We start from the raw sequence: 20960 nt of genomic DNA, 5'->3' as shown, positions 1-20960 counted from the left end.
AAGTAGATCACCCAGGCGATGTTTACGGGACTTGTGCAGTCGGTGGGAACAATTCAGAGGCGCTCTGGATCAGTTGTAGTGACGGGTTGTACACCATTTGCACCCCTTTTGTTAGGTGACAGTATCGCTGTGGATGGGGTGTGCCTGACTGTAGCCGAACTAGTCGGAGACGGTTTTCGCGCTGATGTCAGTGAAGAAACGTTGCACCGAACCACCTTGGGCCGTAAATCAGAGTTAGGCGGAATCGTCAATTTAGAACCTGCCCTTTGTTTTAGTGATCGTCTTGGTGGCCATTTGGTGAGTGGTCACGTCGATGCCCCTGGCAAAGTAATCGGCCTTGAGACTTTGCCTCAATCTTGGCGTTTAAAAATACGCTGGCAGGAGCCACGCTTCGGTCGTTACGTGTGTGAAAAAGCCAGTATCGCTGTAGACGGTATCAGCCTCACCGTAGCCGATTGTAGCGATGAAGGAGTTACTTTTTCCGTGGCTGTGATTTCTCATACATGGAACTCAACGAGCCTGCAAAAGCTGATTGTTGGTGACCAGGTGAATCTCGAAGTCGACCAGCTTGCACGTTATGCAGAACTATTGTTGAAAGGAAAAGCTTCGAACGATAATCCTTTAACAAAGGAAACCGATCTTTCTGCTGCCTGGTTGGCTTTTCATGGCTGGTCTTGATCGATCTGCAGAAGAAGAATCGAGCCATCGTCCTCTTGCAATTCAATACGAAACTCTTGGCCAGGTTCAAGCCCAAGTTGGCGTGTATAAGCATGACCAATAAGCAAATTCCCGTTTCCATGGACTCGGGTACGGAATTCTGCTTGGCGTCCACGTGTTCCTGTCGCAGAGGAGTTCGTATTTTTTGGTAGTTGCCAGTTCTGAGCCTTTGCTTTGGCTTCAACTAGGGCTCGATAAAAACTCTTTTTGAGGAGTCGACCGCTAGCACCGACATATCCACAACCGCGAGCAATGTCCTCTTCCGGTCGATTGCTGAGCGATCTGGCTTTATCTAGCAGCTCTTTGCCGACCAGCATTGCGAAATTTGATTCAAATAAATTTTGACCTAAATAATCAATATAGGCAAGGGATCTAAAGTAAATAAAATATCACAAATAAAACAACCCAAATTCCATCAACGAAATGCCAGTAGAGCTCGGCAGCCTCCAAAGGGAAGTGATTGTTAGCGGTTACACGTCCCCCAGCCTCTCGCGCTTGCCACCACACGATAAAAATCATGAGGGTGCCAAGCGTAACATGTAGACCATGAAAACCGGTAGCAGCGAAGAAGGTGCTGGCATACAAGTTATCTGTAAGCCCAAAAGGGAGAGTAAAGTATTCAAACATCTGACTGGTCAAGAATGCGATTCCTAAGGCTGCAGTGACTAGTAACCAAAGCCGACACCGGCCGTGATTGCTGTTGCGAATCGCTTGGCCTGCAGAGTGGAATGTAGCACTACTAACTAAAAGCAGCACAGTGTTGAGAGTTGGCAGAAGGAGTTCTAATTCGTATATCGTTCCTTCCGGTAGAGGGTTGACTGCTTTAAAAGTGAGGTAAGCCGCAAAAAAGCCGGCAAATGTCATGGCATCGGCCGTTAGGAAGATTGCCAATCCAAATATGCGATGATCGCCATGTGCCTTATTGATTTGTTTCTCGACCTGTTCTTTTACATCGGCGCTTTTGGACTGAACAGGAAGGGTGCTAGTCATTTGCCACTTCTCCAGAGATCACGACCGCTGGTAGCAGATAGGTCGATTGCATTGATAGGAACGCCGTAGCCGTAAGGTTCTTCTACCAGAGGTGTTTCTCCAGCCCAGTTTTGCACCGGGGGGGGAGAACTGGTGAGCCATTCTGGCGTTAATGCGTTCCAAGGATTATCTCCTGCAATCTTTCCAGAAATGGCACTCTGAATTACGTTCCAGAGGAAAGGAAGCGTACTGATAGCCATCAACAAAGCTCCAACTGAACTGATCTGATTGATCAAAGTGAATTGGGGGTCGTATTCCGAAACGCGCCGTGGCATACCATTGAGTCCGAGCCAGTGTTGGGGACCAAAGCAAAGGTTGAAACCGATAAAGGTGAGCATGCAGTGGAAGCGGCCTAAATCTTCATTCAGCATGCGTCCAGTAAACTTTGGATACCAATGATAGACCGAGGCAAAGATTATAAAGACTGAACCTCCGAAAACGATGTAGTGAAAATGTGCAACAACGAAATAAGTATCGTGCACATGTATATCAAAAGGCACTTGAGCTAGAGCAACTCCGGTAATGCCGCCGAGCACAAAATTTACAATAAATCCACAAGAAAAAAGAACAGCACTATTGAGACTGATCCGACCACCCCAAAGAGTGGCAAGCCAGTTAAAAAATTTAATCCCTGTTGGAACAGCAATAAATGTTGTGGCAATGGTAAAAAATAGACGCATCCAGGGGGGAGTACCACTAGTGAACATATGGTGAGCCCAAACGATTAATCCAAGAACGACAATCCCCATTATTGAATAAACCATCGTTACGTAGCCAAAAAGAGGCTTACGAGCGTGAACCGGAAGGATTTCACTTACCAAGCCAAAGGCAGGTAAGACCATGATATACACCGCTGGATGAGAATAGAACCAGAACAAATGTTGATATACAACGACATTCCCCCCAAGTGCCGGGTTAAAAAAACCAGTATGCGCAACAATATCAAAGCTTAGAAGTACTAACGTGCCTGCAAGGACAGGCGTAGATGCTATCACAAGGATACTGGTTCCAAGCATTGCCCAGCAGTACATCGGCATCTGCATGAGTTTAAGTCCTGGCTGACGTAATTTTAAAATTGTGGCGATGAAATTAATTCCACCAAAAATTGAACTACCGCCAAGTAACAAGACACTAAGAATCCAGATAATTTGTCCTGTGGCAGGTGTAGTAACGCTAAGCGGTGGATAAGCAGTCCAACCTGATTGGGCTGCCCCGGTAATGAAATAACTAGCGACTAAAAGTAAGCCTGCTGGTGGGATTAACCAAAAAGCCACTGCATTAAGACGCGGAAAAGCCATATCGCGTGCACCGACATAAAATGGAATCAAATAGTTTCCAAAAGCACCATTGACAACCGGAACAATCCAGAGAAATATCATCACTGTACCATGTAAAGTCAACACTTGGTTATAAACATCGCGTGCCATAAAGTCGGCTACAGGACTAATAAGCTCAGTGCGAATTGCTCCAGCAAGGGCGCCGCCGACCAGATAAAAAACAAATCCACACACAAGATATTGCAGTCCAATTACTTTGTGATCAACGCTGAAGCTAAAGTATCTCAGCCAACCCGTTGGCTGTAATCTTGGTCGGGGCCCTGTTCCGCGAGAGGCGATGGTGGCAGTCATTTCCGGTATTGTCAACTGTTTTGTGAATGATTTAGGTTAGTTTCGTGTTACTACTGAACCAGCTTTGCCAAGCATCTGGCTCTTCTACAACAACCGCAGAGCGCATGCTGCCGTGGTAAGGACCGCAAAGTTCTGCGCAAACAATGGGATATCGACCTGGTCGAGTCGCGGTGAAGCTCAGTTGTGTTGGCTGACCAGGAATTATGTCTTGCTTTAAGCGGAACTCAGGCACCCAAAAAGCATGAATGACATCTTTTGATTCCATGCGGAGTGTGATTGTACGATCAGCCGGAACGTGCAGTTCCCCTGTAGTGATATTTCCATCGGGATAGTGAAATAAAAATGCGAATTGCATTGCCGTTACTTCAATTGACAAAACGTTGGAGACCGTTTCCGAGTCTATTGATCTTGAGCCAACCCCTCCCCAAATCTTTTGTTCTTGTGTTTCATTCACGTGGTCATGAGCTAAGGGAACTATGCCTCCCATTCGATCGTAGATATCATAACTATATAAACCCACAAATAACACTACAACCGCAGGAACCGCCGTCCAGAAAATTTCTAGGGGAAGGTTACCTTCGATAGCAACTCCATCACCAATGTAATTATTTTTTCGTCGAAAACGAATCAAGCTAAAGACGAGGAGTCCAACAATGCCTACAAATAAAATTGCTCCAATCGTGAAAAGAACCCGGAAAAGTTGGTCGTAAATCAGAGCATTGAGACTAGCTTCCGTAGGCAGAAAATTGATTGTTTGTCCAATCCACAATCCTCCGATGACTAAAACCATCCCTAGCACAAGTGTAAGAATGGTGGACGGGATCTGCACTAATTAAATCCCTTACTTCTATCAGCGTATAAAGAGATCCAGCTATCTCCATAAAGTGATTGTTAAGTCATTGGTTTTGTCAGCAAAAGTACATCATTGGCAGCTGAGAAATATTGCACTCGTTACATAGAACGTGGCATACGGCAGCCTATCGCTACGGTCCATTTAGGACACTGGCGACCCCGTCGATAGGAGCTTGTCGATGACGACTTTCACTTTATCAATTGTGCGGCAGCAGCTGGCTCGGCTCTCAGCTCATCTCGTCGTGGCTCTCGTAGCACTCATCGTGATCGGTGGAGCGACGCGCGTAATGGAAGCTGGTCTGGCCTGTCCAGATTGGCCACTCTGTTATGGAACTCTTCTGCCGTACAGGCAGATGAACACTCAAGTGTTTCTCGAGTGGTTTCACAGGCTCGATGCCCTCATAGTTGGTATCGCATTGCTTGTGTTGGCAGTCGTTTCTCTGATTTGGAGACGACTACTTCCGCGGTGGCTCCCGTGGGTAAGTTTCGTCTTGGTTGTAATGGTGGCCCTGCAGGGTTGCCTCGGTGCCCTCACCGTGTTGCAACTGCTGCCATCGGGGATTGTTACAGCACATCTGCTACTAGCTTTAACCTTAGTAGCGATCTTGAGTGGAATTACTCAGTGTTTGCAGCAACCCGCTGCAATTCCTGCTCCACTCTGGTGGCGTAGTTTCTCTCTACTGGCTTTGGTCGCTGTTATGGGCCAGTGCTTGTTCGGTGCCCGCATAGCAACGACTTGGGCTACCCAGATTTGCCTGACCAGAGGAGATACCTGCAATTGGGTTGCACTGCACCGCTCCACCGCAATACTGGTCGCAGGGGCAGTGTTGCTGTTCGTAGCCCAGGCCTTGCTTGCCGACGGCTGGACCCGTCAGCAATGGCCCTTCTTATCGACAGCTGTCGTTCTTTTGGCTGGCCAAGCAGGTCTCGGGGCAGCCACTTTACATTTCGGGTTATCTCAGCCCCTGATCACGACTGCCCATCAGCTGTTAGCGGCAGTTTTGGTAGCGGTGCTGGCGGCACTCGCGGCCCGACGCCCTGAACCACCTTCCGTCACTCCCTTCATTGTTGAGGGATCCACCTTGGAGACCTGTCATGGCTGAAGTAACCACGACCGCTAGTTTCACCAGAGCAGAAATTGTACCGTCTCGCAAGCGTGTAAAGCTTCCGGCCTGGCTGGAGGTCGCCAAACCGCGACTCATCCCACTTCTTTTAGCTACCACACTGGCCGGAATGGCCTTGACCGAAGGGTGGCCACTTTCTTCCCCTCGTTTGGTGTGCACCCTTGGCGGTGGCGCTTTGGCTTCGGCTGCCGCCGGAGTTCTGAATTGCCTATGGGAACAAGATCTGGATAGCCGAATGAACCGTACAAGCGACCGTGCGTTGCCATCGGGACGCCTATCTCCAACTACCGCATTCACTGGGGCCATCGCTTGCACGCTAGCAGCAGCAATGCTTTTGATAAGTGGCGTGAACTGTCTTGCTGCAGGCTTATCTCTTTTGGGTCTTTGCATTTATGTGCTGCTCTATACAGCTCTACTCAAACCGCGAACCACACAAAACATTGTTATCGGTGGCCTTGCAGGAGCGATTCCACCCCTGGTCGGTGCTGCAGCAGCAACAGGGCATATCGGCCTAAGTGGATGGTGGTTGTTTGCATTGGTTATGGTTTGGACTCCTGCTCACTTCTGGGCTCTGGCGTTATTACTACGGGAAGACTACCGCGCTGTGGGAATTCCGATGCTGCCTTCGGTGAGGGGGCCTGTTGTAACAGCAAAAGCGATCAGTCGGTATGGCTGGGCCACAGCTCTCTTAAGTGGATTTGGGATTCTGGCGCTTCCCACCGGTGGCATTTTTTATGGCCTAATGTTGTTGCCTTACAACGGCCGCTTGCTGCAGTTGGTGCATCGTTTGGAGGCTGATTCTGGCAGCCTGACTAATGCCAAGAACCTCTTCCGCTGGTCAATCCTTTATCTATTCGGTATTTGTCTCCTTCTTATATTGAGCCGATTAGATTTGGTCGCTCGGCTCGATCAGCAGGTAATTTTTATACTGAATGTATATAGGCCCTATCTGAGTCCTCTCTAGAGTTCAGATTGATTCAGGTCCATGACCCCGATGTTGCCCGATGGCGATGATTGAGTTGAGGCAGCTCTCCAAAACCTATGGAGCGGTAAGTGCCCTCAGCAATCTTGATATGACTGTCCCGGAAGCTTGTCTTTATGGGTTGCTCGGTCCTAACGGAGCTGGAAAAACCACTGTGTTGCGTATCCTTACCACCCTTTTATCTCCCGACAGTGGTTCTGTGCACGTGGCTGGCGTGGATGCTCTGCAAAATCCAAAAGAGGTTCGCTGTTTGCTGGGTTATGTCGCCCAGGAAGTAGCGATTGATAAAGTTCTTAGCGGTCGTGAGCTCCTACAATTCCAAGGAGATATATATCATCTGAAGCGGCGAGACCGTGATTATCAGATTGATGCTTTAATTGACCGACTCAACATGAAGCCGTGGATTGATCGCCGCTGCGGTACGTACTCTGGTGGAATGCGGCGGCGTTTAGATCTAGCCGCCGGCCTTTTGCATCGTCCGCGGCTTCTAGTGCTGGATGAGCCCACTGTAGGCCTTGATATTGAAAGCCGTAGCGTAATCTGGCAGTTATTGAATCAGCTGGTTGAGGATGGCACTAGCGTTCTGCTAAGTAGTCACTATCTTGAGGAAATTGAAGCCTTAGCCGATCGAATAGCGATCATAGATGCCGGAACTGTGATTGCTGAAGGTACTCCTGCGGCGTTAAAGCAATGCTTGGGAGGGGACCGCGTCACTCTCCGGATCCGTGAATTCAGCGATGCTCAGGAAGCGGCACGTGTCTGTGCCATCCTTAAATCAGTCGAGGGCGTGCGTCAGGTCGTAATCAACCGTGCCCAAGGTTTTTCGTTAAACTTGGTCATTGAGGGTGAGTTGGTGATCGAGCGCCTACGTCATTCGCTTAACAGTGCTGGTATTTCCATATTTGCTTTGACCCAAAGTCGTCCCAGCCTTGATGACGTTTACCTTCAAGCAACTGGATGCACCCTGATGGACGCCGAACTAGCCATTGCTGGGCAGCGAGATATCAAGCAAGAAAAGCGTCAATCCATGTGATGAGTCTGAATTAATGAACTCCCCACTTTCCCCTGTAGCCACGTCAGCTCAAGCCCCTAGGGCTTTGGCGGAACTCACCCAGGAGACTATAGCCTTGACTCGTCGTCTGTTTTTACAGTTGACCCGTCGTCCCTCCACCCTGGTAGCCGGAGTTCTTCAACCATTAATTTGGTTGGTTCTGTTTGGTGCGCTATTCGCTAATGCACCGGAGGGACTGCTGCCTGACGGGATGAGTTATGGAAGCTTTCTCGGTGCCGGAGTCGTTGCGTTTACCGCATTCAGTGGAGCTCTAAACGCTGGGCTTCCCGTGATGTTTGACCGAGAGTTCGGCTTCCTGAATCGACTGTTGGTAGCCCCATTGCGAAGCCGTACTTCAATCGTACTGGCTTCGGTGATTTACATCACAGCTCTGAGCTTGTTCCAGAGCCTAGCTATCATGGTCACCGCAAAATACCTTGGATACGGTTGGCCTGGCGGAGTTGGCCTTATCCTAGTGATGGCTACACTGTTACTGTTAATCCTCGCTGTAACAGCGTTGAGTCTTGGCTTGGCCTTTGCACTTCCTGGGCATATAGAATTAATTGCGGTAATTTTCGTAGTGAATCTGCCGTTACTCTTTGCAAGCACGGCGCTCGCACCCTTGTCTTTTATGCCAGTTTGGTTGGGCTGGCTTGCAGTCCTAAACCCACTCACCTTCGCAATAGAGCCCATACGCGCCGCCTATCGTGGTCCTCTTAACCTTTCGGAGGTTATTCTTGAGGCTCCCTACGGAAATCTCACAGGCCAAACCTGTTTGCTAGTCCTATCGGTTTTTGCCATCGGGTTATTTCTCTTAACTCGTCCTCTGCTTAATCGCAAGCTCTCCTAAATCTATAATTTCCCCTTCATCCCACTAACCTGATTTTAAGCTTTGCTAGAATCTTCTTTGACCTCTAATCTAGAACACTTGACACAGCAAGTGTTGGATGATCTATTGCCTAATGCGTATGCGTGGGTGTGCCGTTTCTATAAGTAGTCCTCTATCAAAAATGCTTGCCAATTGTTTTGAATTAGCTGTCGAGATGCCTAGTTGCCAGCTTAGGCATCGGTATTTACGTAAGCATTTCTTCCATCTCAGAGAGATTGGCTGTTGTTACAGAAAAGTAGGATAGTCGTGGTGAGTTATAGAGAACCTGCCAATGCCCAGTAGTCCCTTACCAAACCTGTCGCTTTCTATTGCACCACCAACTGTTTCGGGTTGAGGATGCACTTCTACTTAAGTCAGCATGATCCCAACGACTAAAGTCCTTAATCAGGGGCTGATCGTTTCTGTACAAGCACCTTGGGGATCTCCTATACGTGACCCAGAGGTGATTGCTTCGATTGCCGAGGCTTCGCTACGCAGTGGTGCAGTTGGTGTGCGCTTGGAAAGCCCTGAGCATATTGGCGCTGTTCGGCGCCGTTGTCCAAAGGCACTGATTATTGGTCTATGGAAATGCGCCTTTCCTGGTAGTGATGTGTACATCACGCCTGGCTGGAGAGAAATTCAAGCGGTTTGGTCAGCGGGAGCTGACGTGATTGCTTTGGACGCAACAGATCGTCGGCGTCCCAACAGTCAATTACTAGCAGATTTGACACAACGTGCTCGCCACGAGCTGCAAGCCACACTAATGGCAGATATCGATAGTGTCCAAAACGGTCTTTTTGCAGCAAAGCTTGGCTGCGATTGGATTGGGACTACCTTATACGGTCATACAGAAAAAACGTCAGATCGTACACCTCCAGGACTAGAGCTGTTGCCAGATCTACGTCGCCACCTCGGTCTATCAGTCCGGTTGATTTGCGAAGGAGGAATCAAATCGCCGACAGAAGCCCGCTCGGCTCTCAGAGCTGGAGCGGACAATGTTGTCGTCGGGACTGCAATTACAGGTGTGGATCTTCAAGTAGCAGCCTATTGTCACCAACTAACTCATTAGTTACATCATACCAGGCATACCTCCCATACCTCCCATACCAGGCATACCTCCCATACCTCCCATACCAGGCATACCTCCCATACCTCCCATACCAGGCATACCTCCCATACCTCCGCCCATGGGGTCGTCTCCACTGGAGGAGCCAGCAGCAGCCTCGGGTTCTGGTTTGTCTGCAATTGCAACTTCTGTTGTCACAAGCAAAGAGGCGATAGACACTGCGTCTTGAACAGCTAAACGCACGACTTTCGTCGCATCCACAATGCCAGTCTTTGTTAAATCTTCGTAATCACCACTGAGGGCATTAAATCCTTTACCACTTTGACGCATGGTCTCAATCACCACGTCACCATTGTGCCCTGCATTAGTAGCTATCTGATGAATGGGTGCAGTAAGGGATCGTTGCACGATTTCCACGCCGGTGCGCTGATCACCGTCCAGTTTAGCCGCCAAGCTGTTGAGATCTTCGGCCAATTGCAAAAGTGTGCTTCCACCACCAGCAACGATGCCTTCTTCTACCGCTGCACGGGTGGCGTTGAGAGCATCCTCGATTCTAAGCTTTCGGTTTCTCAGCTCGGTTTCAGTCGCGGCACCAACCTTGATAACAGCTACTCCGCCACCAAGCTTGGCGATCCGCTCATTAAGTTTTTCGCGGTCGTAGTCAGATTCTGTGACATCGAGTTCGCGCCTAATCGCTGCAACACGTTTACCAACAGCCTTACGGTAGTCGTCGTTGGCGACGATGGTAGTGCTCTCCTTGCTGATAGTTACCCTGCGAGCGTGACCAAGATCGTCCAGAGCTACCTTGTCGAGAGTCATTGCTTGATCTTCACTGATCAGGATGCCACCCGTGAGAACAGCAATATCAGACAGAGTTGCTTTACGTCGTTCCCCAAAAGAAGGGGCACGTACAGCAGCTACCTGAAGAACACCGCGATTCTTGTTCATCACGAGAGTGGCAAGTGCCTCACCCTCCACTTCCTCCGCAAGGATCAGTAGAGGAGAACCACTCTTCTGAACCGTTTCAAGAACTGGAACAATATCGTTAACGTTGCTGATCTTTCGATCAGTCAGCAAGATGAGTGGATTCTCGAATTCACAGACCTGACGGTCTGTATCAGTGACGAAGTAGGGGGAGCTGTAGCCTCGATCAAAGGCCATACCTTCAGTGACCTCTACCTCTGTAGCCAGTGACTTGGACTCCTCAACTGTGATGACTCCGTCAGTGCTGACCCGATCCATGGCTTCAGCGATCATGCGACCAACCTCTTCATCACCGCCAGAGCTCACTGTGGCCACTTGTTGGATTGTGTCACTAGCAATTGCCTGACTTCGATTTGTTAGACCGGCGACAATTTGAGCCGCAGCTTTTTCCATACCGCGACGTAATTCTACGGAGCTAGCCCCAGCTGCCGTATTGCGAAGTCCCTCATGCACCATGGCTTGGGCAAGCACGGTCGCTGTAGTTGTCCCGTCTCCAGCCTTATCCTTAGTCTTAGACGCCACCTGTTGCATCAACTTAGCACCAAGATTTTCGAAAGGATCTTCGAGCTCAATATCGCGAGCAATGGTGTCACCATCATTTACGATGTCTGGGGCACCAAACTTTTTCTCGAGAACCACGTTTCGCCCCCGGGGCCCGATGGTCACGCGAACGGCATTCGCTAAAGCATCAACACCACGCTCAATTGAGCTGCGAGATTCGTCAGAGAAGGAAACAAGTTTGGCCATGATGGCAACTCAGCCAGCCGCCACTGTCCCATAGAGCCGTAGTCATTCATGAGGGGGACTCTGGTGGGGATAGCCGAATACTGAAGGTCCCTGATGTGCCCTGCACTCCCGATCTTATTTAGGGTCTGCGCATGTCTGATTCCAGAGCGCTGTTCTTTGTGCTGATGGCAGGCCTCGCTGCCTCCATGGCTTTTATCTATGTGCCGTTGCGTATTTTTCTAACTGCTACAGCACGGCGACGCCGTTTGCAACTGCTTAAGCGGATACGTCGTCTTCGTGAGAAGCTGGCCAAACCACTGGATTTTTAAGATTTCAAGCCATCACCATGCCCCCATCAACTTGGAGAACTTGACCAGTGATGTAGGCCGCGGCAGGGTCCCCCGCGAGAAACCTTACAACTCCAGCGACTTGTTCCTGAGTCCCAAAAGTACCTAACGGAATATCCTTCAAAATAGCTTCAGTATTCAAATCCTTTGTCATATCCGTGGCAATGAAACCAGGGGCTACGGCATTCACAGTAATGCCGCGACTAGCTAGCTCCTTGGCCGCGGTTCGAGTGAGACCAATGACACCGGCTTTCGCTGCAGCATAATTGGCTTGCCCTGCATTCCCCATTAAGCCTACAACGGACGTGATGTTGATGATACGGCCGCTTTTTTGCTTTAGCATTGGCCTAGCAATTGCTCTGCAGCAAAGGAAGATACCGGTGAGATTAAGGTCGATCACTGATTGCCAGTCATCTATTTTCATACGCATCAACAGGCCATCTCTTGTGATACCAGCGTTATTCACAAGGACATCGATGCGGCCGCTGCGCTCTAAAATGGCTTTAATTAGACTATCTACCTCGGTTTCAACGGACACGTTGGACTGGAGAGCGTAAGCCTTGCCTCCTGAAGCTTCGATAGTACGAACAACCTCCTCAGCTGCAGTAGCTGAAGTGGAGTAGTTCACTACTACTTCGGCGCCGGCATCTCCCAGTCCCAGTGCGATGGCCTTGCCAATACCGCGGCCGCCTCCTGTTACCAGAGCAGTCTGACCAGCAAGAGAAGCGGTAGGATGCATAGTGGGTTTAATAACCGCAGCATCGTAGAGATTCAGGACTTTATTCACTCAACTCGGTACTGTTGTTGTAACGCTGTCTACTGCCTCACCGAGCAAATCCTGAAATCGGGAGAGCTGTGGTTGACTGCCGAGTACGATCAGCAGTTGGCCTGGACCCAACCGTATGTGACTGCCTGGGTTTGCGATCAATCTTCCTTGATCAAGGATCGCAAGCACCATCGCTCCGCTGCGTCGACCAAGTTCGAGCTCAGCTAAACTGCGGCCATAGATTTTGCAGAGATGTTGAGGTTTATGATTGAGTTGGAACTCTTCGATTTCATGGTCGGATCCTACTAGAAGTTCCATAAAATCGAGTGCCAATGGGCGGAGAGCGGAGGTGGCCATCACTCGACCGCCTGCCACGTGATGGTTTACAACCGCCGAAGCTCCAGCCAATCGCAGTTTGGCTGTAGCTTCATCGCTGCTGGCCCGTGCAACAAGGCGACAGTCTGGACACAGATCCCTGGCGCTGAGAACAATGTATAAATTGGAAGCATCTCCTGGAAGAGCCGCTATGAGACTTTTGCAGCGCTTCAATCCTGCTTCGAGAAGTGTTTCGTCAAGCGTTGCATCGGCCTGTAGCACCTTGAACCCTTTAGATTCAGCCACATCCCGACGATTCGAATCCGTTTCAATGACCACAAATGGAACGTTATACCTTAATAGTTGAGCAGCAATCTCCTGACCGATACGTCCATAGCCGCAGAGGATGACATGATTGTGCATGAGCTCCAGCATGCGATGAAGGTGAAGCTTCTGTAGTCTGTGAAAGTAACCGGATTCTTTCAATCCCAGCACCCGCTGAATCGCAAGCTGGACGACAACGAGCCCACCAACCACGATCAAAACAGTTACCAAGCGTCCTTGTGGGGAGAGGGTTTCTACCTCGCCGTACCCGATTGTACTGACGGTGATTAACACCATCCAGATGCAATCACCCCAATCCCAACCTTCAGTGAGTCGGTAGCCGATGGTGCCAACTATAATAAGGATGGCAAGAGCGCTGAATGGTCTTTGCCAAGGTGTTATTAGTAGACCTAACCCTCTTTTGGCCCCGTTTTTGCCGCTCATGTCGGAGCCTTAAAAACCGAGAGCGTTAAGAACCTCATTTTCGCTGAGGGAGGCTAGGGCTCCCTTTTTACCAAGACAACGAATTTCAGGACGCTCCGGCAAATCGTCTGGTTGAGCTCCCAGTGCTAGAAGGGGTATTCCGAAATAAACGGCAAGCCGTTGGGTGACAGCGCAGCTGCTTAGCACAACATCAGCGCAAGCCACGGCAGCAGCACAGCGGCGTAACGGTAATCCACGATCTAGCGTGACGCTCCGCAAGTTAGCTAGTCGGTTAGAAATACTTCTAGGTAGCGATGACCAGCGTTCACTGGGCCAATCTCCATATGATTTCGATGGAGCAAGCATTAGCATGGGACCATCCCCCGGAGGCTGACTGGAGCGACTCTCTTCCAGTTCTTGCCTAGGTAAGGTGAGACGAAACGCGTTGGCATCTAAACTGCATCCAAGAGGAGTGAGATAGGAAGCAAGCCGTTGTGGGGAAAAACCTGAGCCTTCATGCACTACTAGATCCGTACACGCGAAGCCTGACGCAGCGATCCGATTGGGGATGTGACTCATAAACAGCATCAAGTTGACCTGCTGTCCTTTGGCGAAGTTGATGCAAACTTGAAAGTCTGGCTCTCTCACATTGCCGAGCAGATTAGCCCAATCTGCAAGGCTGGGATTAGTTTCAAAGCCGAATGAGAATACTTTTTTCACGACGGAAAGAAGATTCCATGCAGCGCTTACCTTTGGATCACAGGCTACATATAAAGACGCATCGAGTTGCTGACAAAGGCTTGCTAGAGCAGGTAATCGGTCCAATTGGTCCTGTAGCGAACCAGGACTGAGAGCAAGAACTCGCATTGACGCACTGCGATCCGTGGTGCGAGTTGATTGTATGGAGAACGTTTCCACCTGCTTGTAGCAGGAAGTCGCTTATGCATCTGTTGATTGCTGCAGCAGGGAGTGGTAGCCGCATGGGTGCAGATCGAAACAAGTTGTTGTTGCCCCTTTTAGGACGTCCACTGATTGCCTGGACGGTGGAAGCAGCATTGGCGGCTGTTCAAATCAGTTGGATCGGAATCGTTGGCCAGGAGATTGATCGAACCAACATTCTCAAGGCTGTCGGGACAGTGGACAAACCTTTTGTTTGGATCCAGGGTGGCAGCACCCGCCAGGAATCCGTTTTGCGGGGCCTAGCCAAACTACCGGAGGGAGCACAGTACGTTATGATCCACGATGGGGCTAGGTGTTTGTCTCGGCCAGGTCTGTTTGATCGTTGTGCATTAGCGGTGCAAGCTGGAACGGCTGTAATCGCTGCAACCCCTGTAACTGACACTATTAAACGAGTTGGGATAGATGGGGTAATTGTGGATACACCTGATCGCGCTAGATTGTGGGCAGCACAAACGCCGCAAGGATTCGAAGCGAAACAGTTACGTCAGGCCCATGCCATGGCGGAAGCAAAGGGATGGAGTGTTACAGACGACGCTTCGCTTTATGAGCGTCTGCAATGGTCGGTGCGGGTATTGGATGCAAGTCCCTCAAATATCAAAGTGACCACACCGTTTGATCTTGTTGTGGCCGAAGCTGTGCTGAGCTCTAGGTTGGCAAAATAAGGTACCCATTTTGTCCATCTAGTCGGGCAATCGCCCCTAATGGCAGGGCAGCATTTCCGCATCGATGCCCTATGGGTAGATCGAACACCCTAGGGATTCCTAGATCAGCTGTGCGTTCCTCGAGCACCTGCTCGATACCAAGGTGCAGTGAATTTGGATGGGTAGCATTGTCACAGTTTTCAAAGCTTCCGAATCCAATCCCAGCTAATTTATGCAAGATCCCACTTAATCGCCATTGAGTCAACATTCGATCGACGCGGTACGGCGCTTCGCCAACATCTTCGAAAATAAGAATCGTATTGGATAGATTTGGAATGTGGGCAGTTCCTATTAGGTGTGTTGCCACTGTGAGATTAGCCGCCACCAGAGGGCCGGAAGCCTGACCAGTACCGGCAGGACGCCCTTGTAAATTAGGAATTGATTCACCGAATAACAGTTTTCGCAATCGTTCTTGACTCCATTCCGGTTCATTAGACAAGGTGGTGAGCAGAGGGCCATGAACTCCTCCTGCGAAACCTGCGGTTAGCCTCGCCCAGAGTAAAGCTGTGATATCAGAAAAACCCAACAGCCAGCCTGGTTTCCAGGCAATGGGTGTATCCAGGAGCCTTGCTGCCCCCCAGCCACCGAGCGCACAGGCCAGCAAGGCGGTATCTAGCTTAGGCTCCAAGTCTGCACGTCGATCACAATCGCTCCCTGCTAGACAACCCCAGCGTCGACCAATTAAATCATGGGGGTGCACTCTCAAACCCCAATTCTCTAAAATGGCGATGCCTTGATTTAAATGTTCACCTGTCTCAAGCGCGGAACTGGTTGCCACGCAGGTCACACCGTCGCCGGTACGTAAAGGAACCGCAGGCCTGAGAGGCAGCATTAGCTCAAACCTCGTGCCAAGACAAGTCCAACCAATATTAATGCGCCAATTTGTACTTGTTGGTTGAAATGGCGAATGAACGGGGTTGTTGATGCCGTTTCCCTTCCTCGCATAAGAGGTATGCAGCTGACCTGCATCAACACAGTGGCGATTAGCCAGAACGGCCAAAATGTTGCTGAAATACGGTTTGATGCTGCCGCCACAGCCAGAGAGAAGCAAGTGAATCCATAGCAAATTCGAATTACCGGAACAGCCGCTTGTCCTAGACTTAAAGCGCTGCTGCGCAAACCAATTTTTGCGTCATCACTCTGGTCTGCCATGGCATAGACCGTGTCAAACCCAAAGGTCCACAGCAAAGTAGCTATCCAGCATCCGATGAGAGCTGGACTCCAGTTAAGTGTGGCTTCCGCGGCGGCCCACGGGATCAGAACCGCAAAGCCCCAGCAGAGGGCAAGAACCGCTTGCGGGTATACAAACCAGCGTTTCGCGGAGGGGTAAATCAAAATTGGTGGAAGGGCCGCGACTGCCAATATCAAACAAAGGATTCTGCTTTCGTAGGGCAGCAATAGAACTACGACAAAGCTGAGAATAAGTAAGACGCACAAAAGGAATATTGCTTCGTTTCTCCCCAAAGCACCTCGGGCCAGCGGTCGTTCTTGGGTTCTTGCCACTTGGCGGTCAAAATGTTGGTCCCATAGGTCGTTGACTATGCAGCCCGCCGCACTTACAGCAAGACCTCCTACCAGGATTTGGAAGGTTAGTAGTAGGCTGGGGGGTGCTGTTGGTGTTAACCAAAGAGACCAACCGGCTGGTATTAATAAAATGAGTCGCCCGGTTGGTCTGTTCCAGCGGAGCAGCTCGATCCAGGGGCGGACACTAGTGATGGTGCTATTCACGGAAGCTGGAATTTGAAGGACCTTAAGTCTGAGTCAGGTGATCGTGACTGACAGTGTCAAAGTGGTAGAGCGTCGGGCCAAAGTCGTCCATGTCAGAAGCCGGGACTGCTGATCTGACATCTGAAGAGCTTGAAAGGCTTTCACCATCTAGTGGATCGCGGTCCGGTGGTTTACGGCAAATTGCGGCAATCGATATCGGCACGAACTCCACACACTTGTTGGTGGCATCTGTTGATTCAGCCTTAAGCACCTTCAGCATTGTTCAAGCTGAAAAGTCCACCACCCGTCTTGGTGAGCGAGATCCGGACACTGGAAAACTCTCCTCTGGTGCCATAGAGCGCGGCTTCGAAACCCTTCGTCGTTTTCGTGATTTAGCCAACAGTCATCAAGTCGAGCAGGTGGTGACCGCAGCCACTAGCGCTGTGCGCGAAGCTCCGAACGGCCGTGACTTCCTGCAGCGCATTAAAGAAGAATTGGGCATGGAGATAGATCTAGTTAGCGGTCCGGAAGAAGCGAGGCTGATATACCTCGGTGTGCTCTCCGGAATGTCATTTGGGGAAGATCCTCATTTACTTCTTGATATTGGAGGTGGCTCTACCGAGTTGATTTTGGCGGATGGTAGAGATGCGCGCGCCCTCACAAGTACTCCTATAGGAGCCGTACGACTTCAACGGGATTTCATTAAAAACGAACCGATTTCTCTGCAGCGACGATCATTCCTTCAGGCCTTTATTCAGGGATCTTTAGAATCTGCAGTCGATAAAGTGCGTCGCCGCATTAATCCTGGGGAGAGTCCTGTTCTAGTTGCCACTAGCGGAACGGCCATGGCAATCGGAGCTCTGGCGGCTGATGAAGACGAGCGCCCTCTTCTCAAATCTCATGGTTATCGAGTGTCGCGCTCCCGTCTTGATCGCGTGGTAGAGCGATTAGTGGCCATGACTCCAATGCAACGGCGTGAGCTCTCTTCGATTAATGATCGTCGCGCTGAAATCATTGTTCCGGGTGCGCTGATTTTACAAACCGCTATGCAGATGTTGGATGCTGAGGAACTGATGCTCAGCGAACGAGCCCTGCGAGAAGGTTTGATCGTGGATTGGATGCTGCGTCACGGTCTACTAAAAGATCGTTTCAACTTCCAAAGCAGCATCCGTCAGCGGACGGTGATTCATCAAGTGCAGCGTTTCGCTGTCAACCAACCGCGAGCCCATAAAGTAGCGATCAATTCCCTCACGTTGTATGACAACACCAAGGGTATAATTCACCATGATGATGGCCAGGGGAGAGAGTTGCTCTGGGCTGCCGCAATGCTACATAAGTGTGGTCAACATATAAATTTCAGCGCCTACCACAAACATTCCTGGTATTTGATTCGCCACGGCGAGCTCCTAGGTTACTCCGAGGCGGAGCACCTAATGGTAGCAGCTATTGCTCGTTACCATCGCCGTGGCCTACCCAAAAAACGTCATGAATCATGGCAAGCATTAGGTACAAGAGAGAATCGGAGGCGTGTTGGTGAGATGTCTCTTTTACTAAGACTGGCGGCAGCGTTGGATCGTCGTCCTGAGCCTGTTATAGACTCGCTTCGCGTGCAAGCTTCCGCTAACAAGTTGCAGCTTCAACTCATTCCGAGTCGCTTAAACCAGAGTCTGGATTTAGAGAAGTGGAGCCTGGAAAGTTGCGCTGACGTGATCTGTGAAACATCTGGAGTTTTGCTTAGCGTCAGCGTCCAGGAGTAAGAGGCACCCAGCCAATTTCGTCAATCCTACCCAGGACGGTTGGTTTTTTGTTTGCGACAGTCACCACTACAAGGTCAGGTCGACCTGCATAGATCTCTACGGAACCAGGATTATCTATTTTCCTTTGCCCTTCAAGCATACCTTCAAACTCGATTGCGCCTTTGCGCCTAAGCGCAATCCAGCTAGATTCTTTACTATTGATTGTAATGAAGGTTGTAGCAGGAGGGCTGACGGTATTAAAAGTGGCGTGATCTAGGTCCTTGCCCTTGATAGTAGCTTCGCTGGTCCGATTTGTGTTTGCTGTGAAGGGTAAGGATGCAGACTGGTCGGCTTGGATAGGCTGGGTGGTGTCAGACGGTTCAGGATGTTGAATCAAGACCAGGACTCCCAGCGCAGCTGCGCCGAGAAGGAAAAGCCGCGCCCAGTCTATCTCCTTAGATGTTCGAAACCATGATCCAGAAGGATTAACAGCCCACCGCGGAGAGAGCAGTCTTCGCTCTTTGCATTCTGTTTTACTAGATAAAGGTTTGAGTGCAACTACCATGGCATCAGCATCCATTTTGAGGTGATTGCTGAGTCTTCTCACCATCGCTTTGATAAATACAGGTTCTGGAAGTTTCTCTAGATAACCAGATTCGAGCGCATCAAGTTGCTCTACGGCCAAGTGTAGTTGATCAGCTAGCTGCGTCTGGTTTAGACCCTTAGCAAGACGGCGCTTGGCAAGTTTTTGACCGACAAACAAAAGACCTGAGTGCAACTCCTGATTGTCATCCAGCGACGCTATGTCCATCTCAATTTAGATTATTGACCTAAGCTGATATTAGTTGTTTTCTGTTAAACAGTTATAATTAATCTAAACAAGAGGCAGTTGAAGAAATCAACAACAACATGGGCGATACTGGATTCGAACCAGTGACCCCTTCCGTGTGAAGGAAGCGCGCTACCACTGTGCTAATCGCCCATACTAGCCAACCCTAGACTACTCTTCTTTTAAAGATTCGGCCTAAATAGATGGTTATAATTTGGTGAATAGAGGCAAGAACGTTGTGGTCCGCTAACAAGTGCTGGGCTCACTATATAAAGGGTAGTGCGGAGCAACTTGTGTTTGCGAGTAAACGCAGTCATCTCATTCAAGGGGGTGACAGAAAGCAATTCATCAGGCCAACTCACACGATGACCAACAGCAACAGGTGTATCTACTGGGTAATATTCTAGTAAGGTCGATTGCACCTCTTCCACGTAGTGAGCACTGAGATAAAGACAAAGACTGGCTTTGAGAGCCGCAAGCCTGCTCAAACTTTCATTATTCGGAACGCCGGTTCGACCGCTAGCTCGACCAAGAATTACAGTTTGCACCACTCCAGGAATTGTCAACTCGGTTGCTAGTCCTGCTGCTGTCGCTTGATAAGCACTGATACCAGGCACGACTTCAACAGGAATATTGTAATCAGTGAGCATACAAATATGTTCATTGATCGCGCTGTAAAGAGCTGTATCGCCATCATGTAAACGTACCACTCGTTGTCCGCTGCGCTGTTTATCAACCAGAACAGAGATTATCTCTTCTAAGGTCATTTTACTTGTCCTAATCTTCTCGCATCTTTCAGGCACCAATTTGGTGATAGCTGGACACACAAGAGAGTCTGCCCAGACCAAAGTATCAGCAGAACGCAGTCGATCTGCTGCACGCAGAGTCAACAAGTCTGATGCTCCAGGGCCGGCTCCTACGAAACTGATGGGATGCATGGTTATTGCAATTTGTGGGATACAAGCTCAACAGATTGTGGCCCTAGTTGACACGAGAGCCAGGATCAGGTAGCGGTCTTTTTTGACCATAGAGCCACCAAAAGCCTGCACATCCAATTGCGGCAAGGATCACACTCATCAGCTGAGCAATGCGAATACCGCCTTCACAGGTTGGCGGCAGGGCCCCGATACAGAGGGGGTCAATGCGTAGTCCTTCAATCCAAACCCGCCCCAAGCTATAACCAATTAAATACAAGCAGCTCATCATACCTGCTGGAAGTTTATTAACGCTATGCAGTCCCCATCGAAAAATTAAGATCAAAGCAGTGAAAAGAAACAGGTTCCAGAATGATTCGTATAAAAAAGTGGGATGGAAAAATTCGCTATCAATGTAAATTAGCGGACGGTTTGATATCGGAATAAATAGTTTCCAGGGTAGATTGGTTGGGACCCCAAAGGCTTCCGAGTTGAAGAAATTGCCCCAGCGTCCTAGGGCTTGGCCAAAAGCAACGGATGGGACTAAGATGTCAAAAACTTCCCAAAAAGGTTGATGACGTTTTCGGCAAAAGAAAATCAAGGTGAGAATTCCCGCGACTAATGCGCCATGGATTGCTATGCCGCCTTCCCAGATGGCAAATGACTTTAGTGGTGTAGCTGCGTAGTTGTGCCATTCAAAGGCAACGTAATAGACCCTTGCCCCAACAATAGAAAACAATACAAGCGCAGGAAGTAAATCGCTGACCAGATTATGTTCAAGCTTACGCAGTTGAGCTAGCCGACTGGATAGACTTAGTCCAATTAATATGGCTAAGGCGATAAGTAGCCCATACCAACGTAATACCAAAGGCCCAAACTGAAACAGTTCAGGCCCGGGGGAGATAAACATG

22 protein-coding genes and 1 tRNA gene are annotated in these 20960 nt (G+C 49.7%); 9 read left to right on the top strand and 14 right to left on the bottom strand.

Translation table 11 applies throughout. The annotated features are described in order from the left end of the window. Positions 1-18 precede the first annotated feature (18 nt). Positions 19-678, top strand: a complete 660-nt coding sequence (locus ABWV55_RS04075) for a riboflavin synthase (RefSeq protein ID WP_353292406.1) — start codon at positions 19-21, stop codon at positions 676-678. Here the strand turns inward: ABWV55_RS04075 and ABWV55_RS04070 are convergent. From ABWV55_RS04070 to ABWV55_RS04055, 4 genes are read right to left on the bottom strand one after another with little or no spacing between them, the layout of a single operon-like run. Further along, complete coding sequence (locus ABWV55_RS04070; protein ID WP_353292405.1) at positions 663-1034, bottom strand: AbrB family transcriptional regulator; 372 nt, start codon at positions 1032-1034, stop codon at positions 663-665. The genes ABWV55_RS04075 and ABWV55_RS04070 overlap by 16 nt on opposite strands. Before the next feature lie 55 nt (positions 1035-1089). Next, positions 1090-1707 carry a cytochrome c oxidase subunit 3 gene (locus ABWV55_RS04065; protein ID WP_353292404.1) on the bottom strand — a complete coding sequence of 206 codons (618 nt, stop codon included), beginning with the start codon at positions 1705-1707 and terminating at the stop codon, positions 1090-1092. Beyond that, positions 1704-3374 carry a cytochrome c oxidase subunit I gene (gene ctaD, locus ABWV55_RS04060; RefSeq protein ID WP_353292403.1) on the bottom strand — a complete coding sequence of 557 codons (1671 nt, stop codon included), beginning with the start codon at positions 3372-3374 and terminating at the stop codon, positions 1704-1706. Before ctaD ends, ABWV55_RS04065 begins: the two co-directional genes overlap by 4 nt. A 31-nt stretch (positions 3375-3405) precedes the next feature. After that, positions 3406-4203 (bottom strand): cytochrome c oxidase subunit II, encoded by a 798-nt coding sequence (locus ABWV55_RS04055; protein ID WP_353292402.1) that lies wholly within the window; start codon positions 4201-4203, stop codon positions 3406-3408. A 202-nt stretch (positions 4204-4405) separates the two neighbouring features. On the opposite strand from ABWV55_RS04055, the gene ABWV55_RS04050 reads away from it, so the two are divergent. From ABWV55_RS04050 to ABWV55_RS04030, 5 genes are all read left to right on the top strand, one after another. Next, positions 4406-5329: a COX15/CtaA family protein gene (locus tag ABWV55_RS04050; protein WP_353292401.1), complete on the top strand. Its 924-nt coding sequence runs from the start codon at positions 4406-4408 to the stop codon at positions 5327-5329. After that, entirely contained in the window at positions 5322-6314 is a 993-nt protein-coding gene (locus ABWV55_RS04045; protein WP_353292565.1) for a heme o synthase, read from the top strand. Before ABWV55_RS04050 ends, ABWV55_RS04045 begins: the two co-directional genes overlap by 8 nt. Before the next feature lie 40 nt (positions 6315-6354). After that, positions 6355-7365: an ABC transporter ATP-binding protein gene (locus ABWV55_RS04040; RefSeq protein WP_353292400.1), complete on the top strand. Its 1011-nt coding sequence runs from the start codon at positions 6355-6357 to the stop codon at positions 7363-7365. A 13-nt stretch (positions 7366-7378) separates the two neighbouring features. After that, positions 7379-8233, top strand: a complete 855-nt coding sequence (locus tag ABWV55_RS04035; RefSeq protein ID WP_353292399.1) for an ABC transporter permease — start codon at positions 7379-7381, stop codon at positions 8231-8233. A 397-nt stretch (positions 8234-8630) separates the two neighbouring features. Next, positions 8631-9320: an N-acetylmannosamine-6-phosphate 2-epimerase gene (locus ABWV55_RS04030; RefSeq protein ID WP_353292398.1), complete on the top strand. Its 690-nt coding sequence runs from the start codon at positions 8631-8633 to the stop codon at positions 9318-9320. Here the strand turns inward: ABWV55_RS04030 and groL are convergent, their stop codons facing one another. After that, positions 9321-11048, bottom strand: coding sequence for a chaperonin GroEL (gene groL, locus ABWV55_RS04025; RefSeq protein WP_353292397.1), 1728 nt, complete (start codon positions 11046-11048; stop codon positions 9321-9323). It lies immediately after the preceding gene. 131 nt (positions 11049-11179) lie between these two features. On the opposite strand from groL, the gene ABWV55_RS04020 reads away from it, so the two are divergent. After that, positions 11180-11356: a hypothetical protein gene (locus ABWV55_RS04020; RefSeq protein ID WP_353292396.1), complete on the top strand. Its 177-nt coding sequence runs from the start codon at positions 11180-11182 to the stop codon at positions 11354-11356. Between the two features lie 4 nt (positions 11357-11360). On the opposite strand, the gene fabG is transcribed toward ABWV55_RS04020, so the two are convergent. The 3 genes from fabG to ABWV55_RS04005 are packed head-to-tail and all read right to left on the bottom strand — an operon-like array spanning position 11361 to position 14069. Beyond that, positions 11361-12113, bottom strand: a complete 753-nt coding sequence (gene fabG / locus ABWV55_RS04015; protein WP_353292564.1) for a 3-oxoacyl-[acyl-carrier-protein] reductase — start codon at positions 12111-12113, stop codon at positions 11361-11363. A gap of 48 nt (positions 12114-12161) precedes the next feature. Continuing rightward, positions 12162-13223 carry an NAD-binding protein gene (locus ABWV55_RS04010; RefSeq protein WP_353292395.1) on the bottom strand — a complete coding sequence of 354 codons (1062 nt, stop codon included), beginning with the start codon at positions 13221-13223 and terminating at the stop codon, positions 12162-12164. Positions 13224-13232: 9 nt separating this feature from the next. After that, entirely contained in the window at positions 13233-14069 is an 837-nt protein-coding gene (locus ABWV55_RS04005) for a lipopolysaccharide heptosyltransferase family protein (RefSeq protein WP_353292563.1), read from the bottom strand. Positions 14070-14143: 74 nt separating this feature from the next. Here ABWV55_RS04005 and ispD point away from each other — a divergent pair, with 74 nt between their 5' ends. Beyond that, entirely contained in the window at positions 14144-14824 is a 681-nt protein-coding gene (ispD, locus tag ABWV55_RS04000) for a 2-C-methyl-D-erythritol 4-phosphate cytidylyltransferase (protein ID WP_353292394.1), read from the top strand. Here ispD and ABWV55_RS03995 read toward each other — a convergent pair. Continuing rightward, positions 14808-15695, bottom strand: a complete 888-nt coding sequence (locus ABWV55_RS03995) for an LD-carboxypeptidase (RefSeq protein ID WP_353292393.1) — start codon at positions 15693-15695, stop codon at positions 14808-14810. The genes ispD and ABWV55_RS03995 overlap by 17 nt on opposite strands. Beyond that, entirely contained in the window at positions 15695-16591 is an 897-nt protein-coding gene (locus ABWV55_RS03990) for a 4-hydroxybenzoate polyprenyltransferase (protein WP_353292392.1), read from the bottom strand. The genes ABWV55_RS03995 and ABWV55_RS03990 overlap by 1 nt, the downstream gene beginning before the upstream one ends. Positions 16592-16680: 89 nt before the next feature. Here ABWV55_RS03990 and ABWV55_RS03985 point away from each other — a divergent pair, with 89 nt between their 5' ends. Continuing rightward, the gene (locus ABWV55_RS03985) at positions 16681-18327 is read left to right on the top strand and encodes a Ppx/GppA phosphatase family protein (RefSeq protein WP_353292391.1); all 1647 of its coding nucleotides are present in this window, start codon (positions 16681-16683) and stop codon (positions 18325-18327) included. Here ABWV55_RS03985 and ABWV55_RS03980 read toward each other — a convergent pair. The 4 genes from ABWV55_RS03980 to lgt form a co-directional block, all read right to left on the bottom strand. Further along, positions 18311-19117, bottom strand: a complete 807-nt coding sequence (locus ABWV55_RS03980) for a helix-turn-helix domain-containing protein (RefSeq protein WP_353292390.1) — start codon at positions 19115-19117, stop codon at positions 18311-18313. The two genes, ABWV55_RS03985 and ABWV55_RS03980, sit on opposite strands and share 17 nt — an antisense overlap. Positions 19118-19216: 99 nt before the next feature. Then, positions 19217-19288: transfer RNA gene (locus ABWV55_RS03975), tRNA-Val, on the bottom strand. A gap of 29 nt (positions 19289-19317) precedes the next feature. Further along, positions 19318-20073: a precorrin-4 C(11)-methyltransferase gene (cobM, locus tag ABWV55_RS03970; RefSeq protein ID WP_353292389.1), complete on the bottom strand. Its 756-nt coding sequence runs from the start codon at positions 20071-20073 to the stop codon at positions 19318-19320. A 43-nt stretch (positions 20074-20116) separates the two neighbouring features. Next, on the bottom strand, positions 20117-20959 hold the full coding sequence (gene lgt / locus ABWV55_RS03965; RefSeq protein ID WP_353292388.1) for a prolipoprotein diacylglyceryl transferase: 843 nt from the start codon (positions 20957-20959) through the stop codon (positions 20117-20119). Between the last annotated feature and the right edge of the window lies 1 nt (position 20960).

This window comes from Synechococcus sp. M16CYN, from assembly GCF_040371545.1.
Classification (GTDB): Bacteria; Cyanobacteriota; Cyanobacteriia; order PCC-6307; family Cyanobiaceae; genus Parasynechococcus.
This window is presented reverse-complemented; position numbering and strand designations above follow the sequence as displayed.